The following is a 15,960-nucleotide window of genomic DNA, read 5'->3' on the forward strand; positions in this document are numbered from 1 at the left end:
CGCGTGCCGCACGATCTCAGGTTCGGATGGCTGTCGCCCGCGGTCGGCAACCGTCACAGCGACCATCAGCCGATCGCCCAGTTCCAGGACCGCCACATCCTGCCGACCGCGCTGCCGCACTTCGACTCGCTGTGGCTCGCCGACCACTTCTACGGCTTCGACGAGAAGACCGACCCGTTCCTCGAGGCCTGGACGACGCTGACCTGGCTGGCCGCCCGGCACGAGAACGTGCTGCTCTGCCACCACGTGCTCGGCCACGGGTACCGCCCGCCGGCGCTGACCGCGAAGATGGCGGCGACCCTGCAGGTGCTCTCCGGCGGCCGGTTCGTCCTCGGTATCGGAGCAGGCTGGCGCGAGGCCGAGTACGCCGCGTACGGCTACGACTTCCCGAAGCCATCGGTGCGTTTCGCACAGCTCGAGGAGGTCGTCCGGATCTGCCGTCTGATGTGGACCGAGCCGGATCCCTCGTTCGAGGGCCGGTACTACCGCATCGACGGGGCCGCCGCACCACCGCTGCCGGACACCGTCCCGCCGGTGTGCATCGGCGCGGCGGGCGAGAAGGTCGGGCTGCCGCTCGTCGGACGACTCGCCGACATGTGGAACGCCCCGGCCCGCGGCACCGACGAGGACTGGCGGCGCCGGATGGACATCGTCCACCGCTCGGCCGAGCAGGCGGGCCGGGACCCGGCGTCGATCGAGGTGTCGGTGACGCTCGAGCGGGCGCTGCCGGGGTCCGACGAGGACTCGGAGAAGCTCGTCGACGAGCTCGCCGGGCAGGCCGCGCGCGGCGTGCGGCACGTGGTGATGGACTTCGGGCACCCGACGTCGACCGAGCCCGTGCTGCGCTTCGCCGAACAGGTCATCGCGCCGCTGCGGAGCTGAGCCGATCGGTCTCGATGTCCAGGCGCATGAGGCGGGTGTTGTACTCGCCCCACTGGCTCATCTGGAAGTACGGCGACGCGGAGGTGGCCGAGCTCGGGTGGAAGAACGCCCCGTACGGCTGCGGGAAGTCGCGGTCGGTCACGACCGCGCGAGGCCGCGACCAGGGTCCGGTGAGGGCCGGGGCGGTGTGCACGACGATCGCGCGCAGAGCCTCGTTGAAGTGGGCGGCGAGCCACTGCGCCGTGGGCTCGTGGAAGATCACCGACAGCTCGGAGGCCGGCGCCGGGATCACCGGCACGGCCCGCGCCTGGTCGCGGGTCCAGCCCTTCCCGGTCCACTGCTCGTAGGCGGCGAGGTCGAGCGCGTCGTCCTCCCGGACGCGGGACAGCCGGACCGGGCCCCACCGGCCGTTCGGGGTGCCGAACACGTAGAGCCGGCCGCGCTCGCGGGCGAACGCGCACATCTGCCAGCCCTGGCCACCGTCCGGCGTGTTGGCCCACTGCGCCGACTCCGGCTTGTGCCAGGTCGCGCCGCGGTCGTCGGAGTAGGCGATGCCCGCGTAGTTCGTGTCCCAGCGGCCGCCCTCGTCGTGCCAGCGCCGCACGGACATGTAGGACATCAGGTTCCGGGTACCGATCGCGATGCCCGACGTCGGGATGACGGTGTACTCGCGGACGCCCGGCCGGTGGTCGCGCGGGATCACCTGGCGGGCGTGCCCCGGCACGTCGGTGATCCAGGAGTCGAGCGTGAGGCCCTTCGACAGGTCGGTCGTCGTGGAGCGGGCGAGCACGTTGCTGCGCCAGTCCGCCTGCTCGCGCGTCCAGCCGGGCCACGCCTCGCCGCCGTGGCCCGCCCATCCCCGCCCGAACGTGTCGCCGTACGCGACCAGGACGTCGCCGGTGCCGTCGTCCCACATGATGCCCAGGTCGGTGCCCGCCACCCCGGCCTGCGCCGTGCGGTTGGCCGACCCGGCGCCGGTCACCCAGCCGACGTGCTCGGCGCGCATCGCCCTGATCGGTGCCGGCGGGCGGTCCGCGGTCGGCCGCCCCACGACGTCGACGTCCACCGGCAGAACGTTCCCGGCGAGCAGGCCCACCGCACCGAGACCCAGCGCGCCGAGCACCGCCCGGCGGGTTACACGCGACACCCGAGGCGCCGGGACGACGACGGGATCGACGGTTCCGTACACGCACACCCTCCGACTCCGGCCCGGGCCGATCCCGGACCCGCCGGGGGAAGTCGATCGACGAGTGGATGGCGTTAGCCGCTCGCCGGTAACGGAGGGATGAACAGAATCACATCGCTGTTACGCTGCGCTTTTACTGGCGCGCAACAACTCTGCTAGCCGCGCCACCGGTCGTCGAGACCCTGCGCGAGACGGTCGAACACCTCGCCGACGATGTCGTGCAACGGGTGCCGGTCCCGGTCGTCGGTCCAGCGCTGCATGGCCACGCGGACCGCGGCGATCGTCGTGGCGGCCACGAGGGAGGGGTACAGGCCGACGTCGCGGCCCTCGTCGGACTCCCCGGCGTCCGGGTCGCCGGACGGGAGATCGCCGGTGCGCTCCGCGATCGCGACGGCCAGTGCCCGCTCCCCCGCGGCGTAGGCGGCGAGCTGGTGCGGCAGCAGCGACGGGCTGCGCCGCATCATCCGCAGCTCGTCGAGCCTTCCGTCGCCCGTCACGTCGTCGACGTGCGCGAGGACGGCGACCCGCAGCGCGGTGAGCACGCTCTCCGACGCCGGCCGCGAGCGGAAACGCTCGACGAGGACCTCGCCGCGCGCCGCGTCGCCCGCGACGACGGCCTCCTCCTTGCCGGAGAAGTAGTTGAAGAACGTGCGCAGCGAGACGTCGGCGGCGTCGGCGATCTGCTCGGCGGTCACGTTCTCGACGCCGTGCTCGAGCGAGAGGCGGACGGCCGCGCCGCTGAGCGCGGCGCGGGTCGCCTGCTTCTTGCGCTCCCGCCGCCCGACGACCACGGGGCCATTCTGCCCCGCGCACCTCGTCGCGGTGGTCATCACCGCACCGTGGTCTCGGCGGCGCGGTGCCGCCCGTGCGGCCGGTGCACGACGACGTCGTCCCGGCGCTCGAGCACCGCGACCGACGTCCGGCCGTCGGGCTCCACGGCGTCGACAATGGCGTCGGATCCGGCCTCGTGCCGCCCGTGCGTGGCGCGGTCGTCGGTGCCGGGACGCCCGTCCGAGGTCGGGGAGCCGGACGTCGGGATGTCGGCCGACCCGGCGTCGCCGGACGCGTCGGACGACGCGGCGTCGTCCGCGATGTCGATCGTGGTACGCAGCGGGACCTCGCGCAGGAACAGGATCGCGACGAGGGCGATCAGTGCGAGCGGGGCAGCGACCAGGAACACCAGGGCGACCGAGTCACCGTAGGCGTTCTCGATGATCGACCGGAGCGCCTCGGGCAGCGTCGCCAGGTTCGGGATCTGCCCACTCGACGACGACGTCGCCGCGGCCGGGATCCCGGCCGCCGTCAGCCCGGACGTGATGCCGGACGAGACGTGGCTGGACAGCAGTGCGCCGAGTGCGGCGACACCGGCCGCACCGCCCAACGAACGGAAGAACGCCACCGTCGAGCTGGCCGCGCCCATGTCGCGCAGCGCGACCTGGTTCTGCACGGCGAGCACGAGGTTCTGCTGCGTGGACCCGACACCGACGCCGACCATCACCATCGCGACGGCGAGCTCCCAGTACGGCGTGCCGGCCCCCATCACCAGCCCCTGCATCAGCAGCCCGGCCACCAGCAGCACGCCACCGCCGACCAGGTACGGCTTCCAGCGGCCGTAGCGCGAGATCAGCTGGCCGACGATCGTCGAGGCCAGGAACAGCCCGGCGATCATGGGCAGGGTCAGCAGGCCGGCCTCTGTGGCGGTGGCACCGCGGGCGAGCTGGAAGAATTGGCTCAGGAAGACCGAGGAGCCGAACATCGCGACGCCGACGAACAGGCCGGCGACCGTGGCGAGCGTGACCGTGCGGTTGCGGAACAGCGTCAACGGCACGATCGGTTCCGTAGCCCGCGACTCGACGAGTACGGCCATGGCGAGGGCCACCACACCGGCGGCCAGGATCGCGAGTGACGTCCAGGAGATCCACGGGAACGTCGAGCCGCCGAGCGAGGTCCAGATCAGGATCGCGGAGACACCGCCGGCGATCAGGATCGCGCCCGGATAGTCGATGTGCACCTCACGCTTGACCGTCGGGACGGTCAGGGTGCGCTGCAGCACGACGAGCGCGATCAGCGCGATCGGCACCGTCACGTAGAAGCACCAGCGCCAGCCGATGGTGTCGACGATGACGCCGCCGATCAACGGGCCACCGACCGTCGCCACGGCCATGATCGCGCCGAGGTAGCCGGAGTACCGGCCGCGCTCGCGGGGCGGGATGATCGCGGCGATCACGACCTGGGCCAGCGCCGTCAGGCCACCCATGCCCAGTCCCTGCAGGACGCGGAAGCCGATCAGCTCGGGCGTCGAGGTGGACAGGCCGGCGAGCATCGTGCCGACGACGAAGACGCCGATCGCGAGCTGCACGAGCAGCTTCTTCGAGAACAGGTCGGCGAGCTTGCCCCAGATCGGGGTGGACGCGGTCATAGCCAGCAGCGACGCCGTCACCACCCACGTGTACTGGGCCTGCGTCCCGCCCAGGTCACCGATGATGCGCGGCAGGGCGTTGGACACGATCGTCGACGACAGGATCGCGACGAACAGGGCCATCAACAGGCCGGACAGCGGCACCAGCACGGCGCGACGGGAGGTCGGCGTCGGCGCTGCCGGTGTGGCGGGCGGACTGGACACGGGCGCGGTCATGGACACGGCTTTCACGAGGAGGAGGACGCGGCAGACGTCGTCGCGACCAGTCCACGATAAGCCCGTACATGCACGCCGTGCAACTTTGCACGCCGTGCACTACATCACCCCAGCAGCCGCCAGCCGTGCGGCTCCAGCAGCAGCGGGTCGTCGCCGCCGCCCGACTCGGCGAGCACCGTGCCGCCCAGCGCGTCCGGGAAACGGCGCGGCTCGTCGTCGACCGAGAGCAGGAGCGTCACCGCTCCCCCGGACCCCGTGCTGCGCAACGCGATCGTCGTGTTGTCGAGGTGTTCGACGGTGGTGCGGGCGTGCGCCAGCCAGTCGTGTCTGCGGCGCACGCCGATCAGACGCTGGTGCACCTCGCGGACCGGCTCACCGAACGGCGCGAGCCCGGACGGGTCGTCCGGGAACGGCGGACGGACGGCGTCGTCGCCGAACTCGCGCTCCTCCTTGACGCCGGTGAACGCCTGCTCGTCGCCCGCGTAGATCGACGGGATGCCGCCGAGCGTCATCAGCACGGCGACGGCGTGACCGACGTGATCGGGGTGCTCCAGCGTGCTGGCCAGGCGCGTGACGTCGTGGTTCCCGAGGAACGTGAGCGGGACGAACGACTCCATCATCTCCGAGTGGCGTTCGACGGCGTGGGCGAGCTCCCAGAGGTTGCGGTCGTTGAACGCGCTCCAGACGGCCTTCCACAGCTCGTACTGGGTGACCGAGTCCAGCCCGGAGTCGTCGACGATCGCGGCGTAGTCGCCGTGGATCACCTCGCCGACGAACCAGGCGTCCGGGAACTCGGCGCGCACCGACGGCAGGACGGCTCGCCAGAACGAGGACGGCACCTGGTAGGCGGCGTCCAGGCGCCACCCGTCGGCGCCGCGGGAGAGCCAGTGGCGCATGACGTCCCCGACGTGCTGCCGCACGGCGGGCTCGTCGTGGTCGAGTGCGACGAGCAGGTCGTGGCCCTCGAAGTCGTCCGGGCTGCCGTCCTCGCGCCACCGGAACCAGCGCCGGGCGTCGGCGTCACCCTGCTCGGCGGCCCTGAACCGCTCGAAGTCCCGTCCGACGTGGTTGAACACTCCGTCGAGCAGCACCCGGATGCCCCGCTCCCGGCAGGCGTCGACGAGCCGGTCGACGTCCGCGTCGTCACCGAGGCGCGGGTCGATCCGGAAGAAGTCCGTCGTGTCGTAGCCGTGCGAGCCGGAGGCGAACACCGGCCCGAGCGCGAGCCCGGAACAGCCGAGCTCGAGCAGGTAGTCCAGCCACGGGACCAGCCGGTCCAGCCGGTGCACCGGCTGCGTGCCCGGTGGCAGCGCCTCCCGCTCCGCGTCCACGAACCCGAGCGGATAGACCTGCCACCAGATCGCATGTTCGACCCACGACGTCATCCCAGTGACCCTCTCACCACGTCACTCGTCGACGAACTCCAGGATGTCGCCGGGCCGGCAGTCGAGCGCCCGGCAGATCGCGTCCAGCGTGGAGAAGCGGATCGCCCGCGCCTTCCCGGTCTTCAGAACCGAGACGTTCGCGATCGTGATCCCGACGGTCTCGGAGAGCTCGGTGACGGTCATCTTCCGCTTCGCGAGCATGACGTCGAGCGTGACGACGATGGCCATCAGACGGTCAGGTCGTTCTCGGACTTCATGTCCACCGCGGTCTGCAGCACCCGCTCGAACACGGCGGCGGCCGCGGCGGCGACCACGCAGAGGAACATCATGACCAGGCCGAGCGCGACGCCACCCGCGATGTCGTCCCTCCCCCGCACGACGACGAACGCGTAGACCTCCTCGGCTCCGATGAACACGATGAGCGCGAGGGCGCAGTACCGGATGATGCGCAGTGCCCGGACGGCCACCGGGGTGAACATCCGCCCCTGCCCGGCGTACCCGAGCAGCCGGAACGCCTGGTAGAGCGCCACGAACAGCGCGATCGACGCAACGTAGGCGTAGGCCAGGAACGGGTCGTTGAAGTAGATCTGGAACGTCGTGGCGTGCGCGTTCCGACCTTCGACGTGCGGTTCCCACAGCATCAGCGCCGCCGCACCGAGTGCCACGAGGACGACGACCACCTGGAGGAACACCCGCGACGCCCTCCGGATGGACGGGACAGCGGGATCGGTCATGCGGTGAGGCTGGCCCGGCGTTTATCGTTTGTCAATATCTTCTCATCGTTGCTCGATAACCGGCTCGGCCACCTCTCGCCGAGATGCAGCCCAGCGGGGCGGAGCGACCGGCAACTCCCGCTCAGGTGCAACTCGGCGACGCGAGCGTTGCGCCGCCGCGGCCTGCGGACGACGGCCATGATCGGCGGTTCAGGAGCAGATCGGCCGCCACGCGCACGTTCCGCTCCACAGACGGCGATCATGTCGGGTACCGCTCACGTGCCGGACAGCCGCTCCACCAGCGGAGCGAACTCCTCGAGGAACGAGCCGTTCACGCTGACATAGGAGACGCCCAGCTCCGCGCGACGGCGTTCCAGCTCCGCGGCCATGTCGTCGACGCTGCCGCGGAGGATGGTCAACGAGTCGTGCTCGATCAGCGTCTCCGCGTCGACGCCGATGAAGCCGCGGATCCACGGCGGGACGTGGTCCCCGACCACGAAGATGTTCATCGCGATCTCGATCTCACGGCCGTCGGCGTGCGAGCGGATCTCCTCGACCTGTGCGGCGAACTCGTCGCGCGTCGCCAGCGGGCCGCCGGCCAGCGTCACGATGTCGGCCTTCTCCGCGGCGAGCCGTCGTGCGCGCGGACCACCCGCGGCCAGCATCACCGGCGTGTGCGCGTCGCCGTCGAGCCGCCGGACGTGGTCGATCGTCGCGGAGATCGAGTCGAGCCGTTCCCGTCCGTCGCCGTAGGGCAGGCCCAGCTCCTCGGCCTGCTCGCGCATCGACGGCAGCCCGGTCCCGAGACCGAGCTCGAACCGGCCGTCGGTGACGGTGGTCAGGCTGTGCGCCTCCCACGCCGCCGCCCGGGCCGTCCGCAGCGGACTGGCGAACACGAACGAGCCGACGCGCAGCCGCGTCGTGACCGCTGCGGCCGTGGCCAGCGACGCCGTCGGGGTCGGCAGGTGCAGGTTGTCCGGACTGAGCAGCGTCGAGTATCCGAGCTCCTCCGCCCGGCGAGCCGTCTCCCGCCACCTCGCGCCGCCCTCGCCTGCCGCCGCCACCACGCCGAAACGGAACGCCCTCATCGGATCAACCCCCACGCCGGATCGAAGTTCGCCTCCCCGGTTCTACGCCTGGCGGCCGTCCGGCGTGATCCCGGCCCGGCGACCCCGGCGTCGCGCGACGGCCGCACCGACGCGGCGGCCCGCGTACCGCAGCCACGCGGACACGGCGCCGGGCACCCACCCGCCGGCGCGTCCTTCGCCGGCGACCCGACACCAGGTGGGCGTGCCGGACCCCGCACCCGGCACATCCCCGAGATCACCCCCAGCCGATCCCCGACCCGGCGGCCCCCCGCAGATCCGCCGCGGCGACGGCGCGCGCGGCCGCCCGGAACACCGTCACCGCCTCGCGCCGGTCGCTCGGGCGGCTCGCGACCGAGATCGTCGCGGCCGGACCCTCCAACGGCACGTACCGCACCTCGGGATGCGGGAAGAACCGGCGGGCGGGCTCGGCGTGCAGGCCGAGCCAGCCACTCGTCGCGACCGCCGTCGGGATCCCGGACGGAGACCGGACGGCCACACCACCACGCAGTCCACTGTGGTCCCGCCACTCGGCGAGTCCCGGGAACGACCCGACCGGCGACACCCACCGGTACCTCTCGATGTCGGCCCCGGTGAGGGTCTCCGCCCCGGCGAGCTCCGACCGCACCGGGACGACGGCGTAGCGCTCGAGCTCGAGCGTCCGATCCAGCGCGAGATCGTCCGCGCCACCGACGTCGTGGACCAGGGCGACGTCGACCTCGCCGGTCCGTACGGCGTCGTACTGTCCCTCCCAGTCCAGCTCGACGGCGGTCAGGACGAGGTCCGGGCAGCGTGCCTCGACGAGGTCACGGACGCCCGGCCAGAGGTCGGCCAGCCCGAAGCCGAGCACCCCGATCCGCAGCACACCCGAGTCCTCGCGCGGTCCGTCGGCCTGCGCCACCAGCCCGTCGAGCTGCGCGAGGACCCGCCGGGCCCGTGGCAGGAACCGTTCCCCGGCCGGGGTGAGCACCACCCGCCTGCTGGTCCGGGCGAACAACGGCGTGCCGACCTCGCGCTCGAGTGCCCGGATGTGACGGCCGAACGGCTGGGCCGCGATGTAGTGCGCCCTCGCGGCGCGTCCGAAGTGGAGGGTCTCGGCGAGCGTGACCGCGTAGCGCAGCGACCGGACGTCCACGTCCTCACCACCTCGTGTCCGCGCGCGATGCTACGACGCCTCCGTCGCCGTGGGGAGTGGTGACCGCAACCGGATCGGCACATGTTCGACGGCCGGTGGTCCGTCAGGCTCTCGGTCGATCCGACCCCTTCCTCCGGAGGCAGACACCATGGCGCGCACCCTGATCCGCGGCGGTCACGTCCTGACGATGGACGACGCCGTCGGCGACCTCCCGACCGGTGACGTTCTCGTCGAGGACGGCGTGATCGCGGCCGTCGCACCGTCGCTCGACGTCACCGACGCCGAGGTGATCGACGCGAGCGGGCACCTCGTGCTGCCCGGTCTCGTCGACACCCACCGCCACACCTGGCAGTCCCTGGTCCGCGGCATCTGCGGCGACTGGACGCTCGGCGACTACTACTTCGGCATCCGGCTCGCGATCTCCCCCGCCTACACGGCCGACGACGTGCGGCTGGGCAACCGGGTCGGCGCGCTCGACGCGCTGAACGCCGGCGTGACGACGCTGCTCGACTTCTCGCACTGCAACAACACCCCCGACCACAGTGACGGGGCCGTCCTCGGCCTGCGCGACACCGGGATCCGGGCCGCGTTCTGCTACGGCTTCTTCGAGAGCTCCCCCGAGGCGTCCCTGTTCGGCGGGCACGACGCGCGACTGAAGGACTTCCACCGGATCGCCGACACGTACTTCCCGACGAACGACGGGCTCCTGACCCTCGGTGTCTCGCTGTCCGAGCTGTTCGGCCTGCCGTGGGAGCGGACGGTCGCCGAGCTCGCCGCCGCACGCGAGCGCCGGGCGCTGATCGTGAACCACACCGGCTGCGTCTGGGGCAGCGTGCTGACCGGCGGGATCCGCGAGCTCGACGCGCTGGGGCTGCTCGGCCCGGACATGGTCCACGTGCACTGCAACGCGCTCGACGACGGCGAGTGGGACGCGCTCGTGGCCAGCGGCGGGAAGGTGTCGATCTCGGTGGAGACCGAGCTGAACATGGGCATGGGACGGCCGGTGTTCGAGCGGTGCCGCCGGCACGGGCCGGCCCCGACGCTGTCCGCCGACGTCATCTCGCTCAACTCCGGCGACCTCTGGCACGAGATGCGCTTCGGCCTCGGGTTCACGCGATGGGAGGCCACCGAGGCGACGAACCTCGCGAACGCCATGCCGGAGACGGTCACCACGACGGCGCGCGAGGCGCTGCGCTGGACCACCGTGAACGCCGCCGACGCGCTGGGCCTGGGCGACCGGATCGGGTCGCTGACCCCGGGCAAGCGCGCGGACCTGCAGCTCGTCGGCGGTCCGGCGATCGAGCAGCACCCGCGCATCGACCCCTACGCGACGCTCGTGTTCCAGACGACGGCCGCGGACGTCCGCACCGTGCTCGTCGACGGCCGGGTCGTGAAGCGCGACGGGGCGCTGACCGGCGTCGACACCGCCGGCCTGGCCGCCGAGGCGGACACCGCAGCCGACGCGATCCTCGGCCGGGTCCGGGACGCGGGCCGCGCACTGCCCGGCACGCCGCCCGGCGCGTTCGAGGCGCTGGAGCCGATCGCCCGCGGATGGCACCAGGAGGCACGGCGGGCCGCAGGTATTGAGTGAGTACTCACTCATGGCGTAGGGTCGCGCCATGCCGCCCGGCGACCTGCGCTCCCGGATCCTCGAGTCGACGACGAAGCTCCTGAGGGAAGAGGGGCTCGCCGCGGCGACGTCGCGCCGGATCGCGCGGGGTGCCGACTGCTCGGAGGGCTCGATCTACGTGCACTTCGGCGACAAGGGCTCGCTGCTCGCCGCCGTGCTGTCCTCCGGGCTGCCGGAGGCCGCGGCGCTGTGGGAGACGGCCGACCGGGGTGCCTCGGTCGACCTCCGGGAGGGTCTGGCCGCCGTCCTGGAGGCGGTCCGTGCCTACTACGCCGCGAGCTACCGGCTCGTCGGGATCGTGCTCGTCGACCGTGAGCTGTTCGCGCAGTACAGCCGCAGCCACCGCGAGGGCGGGACCGGGCCGCAGCAGGTGTGGCGGGCCGTGCACCGGTTCCTCGACGCACACCGCGGCGGCCTGCCCGGCGACCTGGATCTCGAGGTCGAGGCCGTGAAGCTGGCCGGTGCCTGCCAGAACTCCGTGTGGGTGGAGATGGTCAGCGGCCCCGGCGAGCTGCCGCGCGGCGACCCACGACTGCTCATCGACGACCTCGTCGGGTCGCTGACCCGCTGAGACGGAAACGGAGACGACACGTGCGCTGGAGCACCTACCTCGACGACGATGGCGTCGCGCGGCCCGCCGTGTGGGAGGCCGACCGCCTCCATCCGGTACCCGGCGACACCTCGCTCCTCGAACTGATCGCCGACGACCGGACGGCCGACGCGGCGGACGCCGCCCGCCGCGAGCCCGGCGTCGATCCCGCGGGTGTGCGGCTGCTCGCCCCGATCCCCCGGCCGCCGTCGATCCGGGACTTCATGGCGTTCGAGGAGCACGTCGTGACGGCGAGCGCCGCGATCGGGCTGACCGTCGATCCACTGTGGTACTCCCAGCCGGTCTTCTACTTCACGAACCCGGCGTCGCTGCTCGGGCCGCACGACGACGTCCCGGTCCCGCCGGGCAGCGAGGCGCTGGACTACGAGCTGGAGATCGCCGCCGTGATCGGTCGCGAGGGATCCGACCTCACGCCGGAGGCGGCCGTCGACGCGATCGCGGGTTACGTGCTGTTCTGCGACTGGAGCGCGCGCGACCTGCAGGGCGCCGAGATGCGCCTGAACCTGGGGCCGGCCAAGGGCAAGGACTTCCGGTCCAGCTGCGGTCCGTGGATGCTCACGCCCGACGAGCTCGACGGGGCCGCGGCGATGTCCGCGTCGGTGAACGGGAAACCCTGCAGCGCAGGCACTCTCGACGCCCTGTACTGGTCGTTCGGCCAGATGATCGCCTACGCGTCGCGCGGCACCCGCGTGCTGCCCGGCGACCTGATCGGGTCCGGCACGGTCGGCACCGGCTGCCTGCTGGAGCTCTCCCGCGTGCACGGTGCCGAGGCCTACCCGTGGCTGCAGCCCGGCGACCGCGTGCACCTCGACGCCGACGGGCTCGGCGCGATCGACGCCGCCGTCGTGCCAGGACCCGCCGTCGTCCCGCTCCGCCAAGGGAGCTCGTCGTGAGCAGCCGCACCGACGACGTCACCGTCCCCGGACCGCCGCGTCGCGAGGAGGTCTCCGACGGCATCCACGCCTACGTCCAGCCGGACGGCACCTGGTGGATCAACAACACCGGGTTCGTGGTCGGCCCGCAGGGCGTCCTCGCGATCGACGCCTGCTCCACCGAGCGTCGCACCCGGGCGTTCCTGGACACGATCGCCGGGGTCACCGACCGGCCCGTCCGCACGCTCGTGAACACCCACCACCACGGCGACCACACGTTCGGCAACGTGCTGTTCGACGGCGCCGCGATCGTCGCGCACGAGAACGCGCGGTCCGAGGCGATCGCGTTCGGCCCGGCCCGCGAGCTCCCCTACTGGCAGAACCCGGAGTGGGGCGACCTGCCCCTCGACCCGCCGTTCGTCACGTTCACCGACCGGGTCACCGTCCACTCAGGAGACCTGCGCGCCGAGGTCGTGCACGTCGGCACCCCGGCGCACACGACCAACGACTCGATCGTCTGGTTCCCGGAGCGCTCCACGCTGTTCTGCGGCGACCTCGTCTTCAACGGCGGCACGCCGTTCCTGCTCATGGGTTCCGTCGCGGGGGCGATCGACGTCGTCGAGAACGTGCTCGCCCCGCTCGGTGCGGCCACGACCGTCCCCGGTCACGGCCCGGTGTTCCACGACGCCGCGCCGCTGGAGGCCACGGTGGACTACCTGCGCTTCGTCCTGGACGTCGCCGAACGCGGCCGCGCGGCGGGCGTCACGCCCCTGCAGGCCGCCCGCGACACCGACCTCGGCCGGTTCGCCGACTGGCCGGATGCCGAGCGCATCGTCGGCAACCTGCACCGCGCCTACGCCGAGCTCGACGGCCTCGAGCGAGGCGGACGGATCGACGTGTTCGCCGCCCTCGACGACATGGTCACCTACCACGGTGGCCCGCTGACCTGCTTCGCCTGACCCTGGAGCCACCATGCAGATCGATCGCGACGTCGCGGTCCCCACCCGTGACGGCTCGGCCGTCGTCGTCGACGTGTTCCGCCCGGACGGCGACGGGCCGTTCCCGGTGATCACCTCGATCAGCCCGTACGGCAAGGACGTGCACTGGCCGGACCGCTTCCCGCTCTACGACAGGGTGCCGAACAACGAACACATGGTCTGGGAGACACCGGATCCCGAGTGGTGGGTGCCGCGCGGCTACGCGCTGCTGCGCGCCGACACCCGCGGAACCGGCAAGTCGCCGGGCCGGCTCGACCTCTACGGCCCTCAGGACGCCGAGGACTACTACGACGTCATCGAGTGGGCCGCCGTCCAGCCGTGGAGCACCGGACGGGTCGGCACCAGCGGCATCTCGTGGCTGGCCATGATGGGGTGGCGGGTCGCGGCCCTGCAGCCGCCGCACCTGGCCGCCGTCGTCGCGTGGGAGGGCTGCACCGACTTCTACCGCGAGACGACCTACCAGGGCGGGCTGTACGCGAACGGGTTCATCGACTTCTGGTGGGGCCTGCAGATCGAGCCGCAGCGCACCGGCACCGACGGCGACGACTGGCGCGAGGAGCTCCCGCGGCACCCGCTCGTCGACGACTACCACCGGGTGCGGACGACCGACCTGGACCGGGTCACCGTCCCGGTGCTCTCGGCGGGCAACTGGGGCGCGCTGCACCTCCACCTGCGCGGCAACGTCGAGGGGTGGCGGCGGGCCGCGTCGCAGGACAAGTGGCTGGTCCTGCACAGCGGGACGCACATCGACCCGTACTACGCCGACTGGGCGCTGGAGCTCCAGCTGCGGTTCCTGGACCGGTTCCTGAAGGACCAGCCGGACCGGATGGACGGCGTCCCGCCGGTGCAGATGATGGTCCGCCACGGCCGCGAGGTGGCCTGGCGGGAGGCGCCCGACTTCCCGCTGCCGCAGACGCAGTGGCGTGAGCTCTACCTGCATTCGTCGACCCTGGACTGGGATCGGCCCGCGCCCGCGTCGGTGGGCTACCCGGCTTCGTTCGAGACCGCCCCCGCGGACGAGCCCCTGGAACTGACCGGACCGGTCGCCCTCCGGCTCTGGCTCTCGGCGGACACGGACGACCTCGACGTGCTCGCCCGCCTCCAGCACGTCGACGCCGACGGGAACGTGATCCCCGGGATCGGTCCGCAGGGTGGACCGGTCCCGATGGCGATCGGCTGGCTGCGCGCGGCGCACCGGGAGACCGACCCGGAGCTCTCGGAGCCGCACCGCCCGTGGCACCCGCACGACCGCGACGTGCCGCTCCCGCACGGAGAGCCGACGCTGCTCGAGGTCGAGATCTGGCCGACGAGCATCACGCTCGCCCCGGGCGAGCGCCTGCGGCTGGAGCTGGTGAGCGGTGACGACGACCTGGCGCCGCTGATCGCGCACACCCACCCGGAGCTGCACCGCCCCGCCGACGGGGCGACGATCCACGTCGGTGGGGAGCACGCGTCGCACCTGCTGGTGCCCGTGGTGCCTCGCTAGCGCGGCCGCGCCTCCGGGGCTCACGATCGCGAGGTCCATCGGGGTACCGGCCGCGGCGCGCCCGAGGAGGCCGGCGGAACAGGTACCGCTCCCACACGCCGCGCCGGGCACGAACCACGTCCTCGACGTGTTCCACGAGCGCACGACCCGATGGGCGGAGTCCCGGTCCGGCGATCACACTCGACGGGTGACCGGTCGCCGCATGGGAGTCGAGGAGGAGCTTCTGCTGGTGGACCCGGACTCGGGCGAGCCACGCGGGGTCGCCGGTCGGGTCGTGGACGCGGCACGGTGGGGCGCACCACCGGACCTCGGCGCCGACGCGGTCGACCAGGAGCTGCAGAACGAGCAGATCGAGACGGCCACCGCGCCGTGCACGTCGGGCCGGGAGCTGGACGCCGACCTGCGGCGCCGCCGCTCGGTGGCCGCCGACCTGGCCCGCCGCTCCGGTGTGGCGACCGCCCCGATGGCCCTGTCGCCGTTGGGTACCGAGACCACCGTCAGCCGCAGCGACCGCTACGAGCGGATGCGCGAGCAGTACGGCCTCCTCGCCGCCGACCAGCTCAGCTGCGGCTGTCATGTGCACGTCGAGGTCGACACCCTCGACGAGGGCGTCGGTGTGCTGGACCGCATCGGGCCGTGGCTGCCTGTCCTGCGCGCGGTGTCGGCCAACTCGCCGTTCTGGCAGGGCGCCGACACGGGGTACGCGAGCTACCGGACGACGGTGTGGAACCGCTGGCCGTCGGCGGGCCCGACCGGCCCGTTCGAGTCGGTGGCGGGCTACGACGACGCGGTGGCCGCGATGCTCGACACCGGCGCCCTCCTGGACACCGGCATGATCTACTTCGACGCCCGGCTCGCCCACGAGCTGGGCACCGTGGAGCTGCGGGCGGCCGACGTGTGCCTGGACGTCGACGACGCGGTGCTGCTCGCGGCACTGTCCCGGGCGCTCGTCGAGACCGCCGCCCGGCAGTGGCGGGACGGCGGGCCGCCGTCGTCGGCGCGGCACGAGGTCCTCAAGCTCGCGCACTGGCGCGCGTCCCGTTCCGGGCTGGGTGGGCAGCTGGTCAACCCGTGGACCGGCCGGCCCGGTCCGGCGCACGCCGTGCTCGACGCGCTGTGTGCGTTCGTCCGGGACGCCGTCCACGACGCCGGCGACGACGATGTCGTCCGCCGCGGCGTGGCGCGCCTGCGCGAGCGCGGTACCGGTGCCGACGTGCAGCGGGCGATCCGCGACCGGACCGGCAGTCTGCGTGGCCTCGTCCGGGACGTCGTGGGCCGCGAGGATCACGCGGCGGCGGGCGGCGGCTGACCGGCGTCCCGTCCGGGCGCCGGTCGGCACCTTT

Annotated in this window: 15 protein-coding genes; 7 read left to right on the forward strand and 8 right to left on the reverse strand. The window is 72.6% G+C overall.

The features are described from left to right. The first annotated feature begins 3 nt into the window (after positions 1 to 3). Positions 4 to 882 (forward strand): LLM class flavin-dependent oxidoreductase, encoded by an 879-nt coding sequence (locus EV378_RS01645; RefSeq protein ID WP_132420991.1) that lies wholly within the window; start codon positions 4 to 6, stop codon positions 880 to 882. On the opposite strand, the gene EV378_RS01650 is transcribed toward EV378_RS01645, so the two are convergent. The 8 genes from EV378_RS01650 to EV378_RS01685 form a co-directional block, all read right to left on the reverse strand. Then, a complete protein-coding gene (locus EV378_RS01650) occupies positions 860 to 2,029 on the reverse strand; it encodes a DUF4185 domain-containing protein (RefSeq protein WP_243653215.1) in 1,170 nt (389 codons plus the stop codon). The two genes, EV378_RS01645 and EV378_RS01650, sit on opposite strands and share 23 nt — an antisense overlap. 194 nt (positions 2,030 to 2,223) lie before the next feature. After that, on the reverse strand, positions 2,224 to 2,898 hold the full coding sequence (locus tag EV378_RS01655; RefSeq protein ID WP_132420992.1) for a TetR/AcrR family transcriptional regulator: 675 nt from the start codon (positions 2,896 to 2,898) through the stop codon (positions 2,224 to 2,226). Then, complete coding sequence (locus EV378_RS01660) at positions 2,898 to 4,691, reverse strand: MDR family MFS transporter (RefSeq protein ID WP_243653216.1); 1,794 nt, start codon at positions 4,689 to 4,691, stop codon at positions 2,898 to 2,900. The genes EV378_RS01655 and EV378_RS01660 overlap by 1 nt, the downstream gene beginning before the upstream one ends. A 116-nt stretch (positions 4,692 to 4,807) precedes the next feature. Then, positions 4,808 to 6,088 carry an alpha-amylase family glycosyl hydrolase gene (locus EV378_RS01665; protein WP_132420994.1) on the reverse strand — a complete coding sequence of 427 codons (1,281 nt, stop codon included), beginning with the start codon at positions 6,086 to 6,088 and terminating at the stop codon, positions 4,808 to 4,810. A gap of 21 nt (positions 6,089 to 6,109) precedes the next feature. After that, a complete protein-coding gene (locus EV378_RS01670) occupies positions 6,110 to 6,316 on the reverse strand; it encodes a helix-turn-helix domain-containing protein (RefSeq protein ID WP_132420995.1) in 207 nt (68 codons plus the stop codon). Beyond that, positions 6,316 to 6,822 (reverse strand): DUF2975 domain-containing protein, encoded by a 507-nt coding sequence (locus tag EV378_RS01675; protein ID WP_207908544.1) that lies wholly within the window; start codon positions 6,820 to 6,822, stop codon positions 6,316 to 6,318. The genes EV378_RS01670 and EV378_RS01675 overlap by 1 nt, the downstream gene beginning before the upstream one ends. 254 nt (positions 6,823 to 7,076) lie before the next feature. After that, complete coding sequence (locus tag EV378_RS01680; protein WP_132420996.1) at positions 7,077 to 7,889, reverse strand: LLM class flavin-dependent oxidoreductase; 813 nt, start codon at positions 7,887 to 7,889, stop codon at positions 7,077 to 7,079. 235 nt (positions 7,890 to 8,124) lie between these two features. Next, positions 8,125 to 9,021: a LysR family transcriptional regulator gene (locus tag EV378_RS01685; protein ID WP_132420997.1), complete on the reverse strand. Its 897-nt coding sequence runs from the start codon at positions 9,019 to 9,021 to the stop codon at positions 8,125 to 8,127. A 148-nt stretch (positions 9,022 to 9,169) separates the two neighbouring features. Here EV378_RS01685 and EV378_RS01690 point away from each other — a divergent pair, with 148 nt between their 5' ends. The 6 genes from EV378_RS01690 to EV378_RS01715 all read left to right on the forward strand — a co-directional run bounded on the left by EV378_RS01690 (position 9,170) and on the right by EV378_RS01715 (position 15,926). Then, a complete protein-coding gene (locus EV378_RS01690) occupies positions 9,170 to 10,612 on the forward strand; it encodes an amidohydrolase family protein (RefSeq protein ID WP_132420998.1) in 1,443 nt (480 codons plus the stop codon). 28 nt (positions 10,613 to 10,640) lie between these two features. Further along, positions 10,641 to 11,222 carry a TetR/AcrR family transcriptional regulator gene (locus tag EV378_RS01695; RefSeq protein ID WP_132420999.1) on the forward strand — a complete coding sequence of 194 codons (582 nt, stop codon included), beginning with the start codon at positions 10,641 to 10,643 and terminating at the stop codon, positions 11,220 to 11,222. A 20-nt stretch (positions 11,223 to 11,242) separates the two neighbouring features. Next, positions 11,243 to 12,154, forward strand: coding sequence for a fumarylacetoacetate hydrolase family protein (locus tag EV378_RS01700; protein ID WP_132421000.1), 912 nt, complete (start codon positions 11,243 to 11,245; stop codon positions 12,152 to 12,154). Beyond that, positions 12,151 to 13,092: an MBL fold metallo-hydrolase gene (locus EV378_RS01705; RefSeq protein ID WP_132421001.1), complete on the forward strand. Its 942-nt coding sequence runs from the start codon at positions 12,151 to 12,153 to the stop codon at positions 13,090 to 13,092. Before EV378_RS01700 ends, EV378_RS01705 begins: the two co-directional genes overlap by 4 nt. A 13-nt stretch (positions 13,093 to 13,105) precedes the next feature. Continuing rightward, positions 13,106 to 14,617, forward strand: a complete 1,512-nt coding sequence (locus tag EV378_RS01710) for a CocE/NonD family hydrolase (RefSeq protein WP_132421002.1) — start codon at positions 13,106 to 13,108, stop codon at positions 14,615 to 14,617. Positions 14,618 to 14,804: 187 nt separating this feature from the next. Continuing rightward, positions 14,805 to 15,926, forward strand: a complete 1,122-nt coding sequence (locus EV378_RS01715; RefSeq protein ID WP_243653217.1) for a carboxylate-amine ligase — start codon at positions 14,805 to 14,807, stop codon at positions 15,924 to 15,926. Positions 15,927 to 15,960: the final 34 nt, after the last annotated feature.

Source organism: Pseudonocardia endophytica (genome assembly GCF_004339565.1).
Taxonomy (GTDB): domain Bacteria; phylum Actinomycetota; class Actinomycetes; order Mycobacteriales; family Pseudonocardiaceae; genus Pseudonocardia; species Pseudonocardia endophytica.

Coding starts and splice junctions, on each gene's coding strand:
- EV378_RS01710 (WP_132421002.1), top strand. CDS start 13,106: ATGCAGATCGATCGCGACGTCGCGGTCCCCACCCGTGACGGCTCGGCC.
- EV378_RS01665 (WP_132420994.1), bottom strand. CDS start 6,088: ATGACGTCGTGGGTCGAACATGCGATCTGGTGGCAGGTCTATCCGCTC.
- EV378_RS01655 (WP_132420992.1), bottom strand. CDS start 2,898: ATGACCACCGCGACGAGGTGCGCGGGGCAGAATGGCCCCGTGGTCGTC.
- EV378_RS01675 (WP_207908544.1), bottom strand. CDS start 6,822: ATGACCGATCCCGCTGTCCCGTCCATCCGGAGGGCGTCGCGGGTGTTC.
- EV378_RS01670 (WP_132420995.1), bottom strand. CDS start 6,316: ATGGCCATCGTCGTCACGCTCGACGTCATGCTCGCGAAGCGGAAGATG.
- EV378_RS01680 (WP_132420996.1), bottom strand. CDS start 7,889: ATGAGGGCGTTCCGTTTCGGCGTGGTGGCGGCGGCAGGCGAGGGCGGC.
- EV378_RS01690 (WP_132420998.1), top strand. CDS start 9,170: ATGGCGCGCACCCTGATCCGCGGCGGTCACGTCCTGACGATGGACGAC.
- EV378_RS01695 (WP_132420999.1), top strand. CDS start 10,641: ATGCCGCCCGGCGACCTGCGCTCCCGGATCCTCGAGTCGACGACGAAG.